1 protein-coding gene is annotated in these 1,271 nt (G+C 47.4%); it reads right to left on the bottom strand.

Annotated features, from left to right (window positions below):
• Positions 1-1,271: DDE-type integrase/transposase/recombinase (locus tag D0T84_RS23420; protein WP_163310100.1), on the bottom strand; the 1,271-nt coding region annotated here is incomplete at both ends.

A 1,271-nucleotide genomic window follows, 5' to 3' on the forward strand; every position in this document is an offset into this window, starting at 1 on the left:
AGCGGTGTATTCAGGTATCTGCAGACAATATTGTCGGTTTCCCGGCAGGCATCATCGTAATTGAATTTGTTGTCTGTAGCCCATTTGCGCATGCTGGCAACATATTCTTTGCTCCGGTGTGCATACCGGCGTGTCGATTTAATACCTTCACCGTAATACAGGTCGCTATCCATCATAAAGACGTTCTGAAGCGTATCCCACCAACGTTCGATGTGTGGTTTGCCATCGGCCTTGTGTGTCACAGTCATTATGGTGCCGGCTATGCGCATATAGGTTTCGATGCGTTGCCATTCTGCCGAATTATGCCCCGGGAAACGGTCGTATATAAATTCATAAGGCAGATACCCGGCGGTGCGCACTGCCATTGCCAGCGCGTTGATTACAGCCGTGGCGCTTTCTTCATAGCAGTATTCCCATCCCAGAACCATACCGCTCATCACATCACGCACGGCAATGATGTACAGGAACTTTTGCCCTGTCACTTTTTTACCGTCTTTGTTGATGTAAGTGGCCCGGTGGTCGATGATATTCACACGTGTACCGTCTATCTGCCAGCAGTCGCCGGCAAACAGCGCCGATTGCGTTGGCACATAGGCGCGGTATTTGTGATTGAACCTGCTGTTTGCGCCGTAACGCTGCTGTGTGATGTATTGTGTTTTAGGCAAAGCAAGGTAATCGCTAATCCAGCGTACTGAAGGAAAGTCTGTCATGCCATGCTGTACGCTCATCCGGCGTATTTGCCTGAATATGTATGCTGCTGAATAATTCTTCTGGCTTTCAATCAGGCCAACCAGCCAGCTTTTCAATATCTCATTATTCGCATGTTTTGTACGGTTCCGGTTGCCCTTGTTCTTTTCCTTGATGATGTCGGTGATGGGTGTACCTGATGCGTATTCTTTAATCTTATCACGCAGGTTGCGCCAGGTCTTTGGCAGGTATTTTATTTGTTGTATCTCTATCTCGTTAGCCAGTTTTTCGAAAAAGGCTGATTTGGAGAAAGGAATGTTGTTCATCGCTATATACAGGCTGGCTTCGTGTATGATGGCTGCAGATGTGGCAATGTCCTGTTTTTTGAATGCCGGAAGAAATTTTGTATAGCTGCTTTGCATGGCAGCTGCAACAATGGCTGTGCAGTCATCGCTTGTTTCCTTTGCATATTCTATCAGTTGAGCCAGTGGCAACAGCTTGCTTTGCACGGTAGCCGGCAGATTGTTGTACGAAAAGTAGCAAGCGTTCAGTATATCCTGGTGTGTCCACGAATAAGCCCCTTT

Source organism: Dysgonomonas sp. 521, from assembly GCF_010501055.1.
Lineage (GTDB): Bacteria > Bacteroidota > Bacteroidia > Bacteroidales > Dysgonomonadaceae > Dysgonomonas.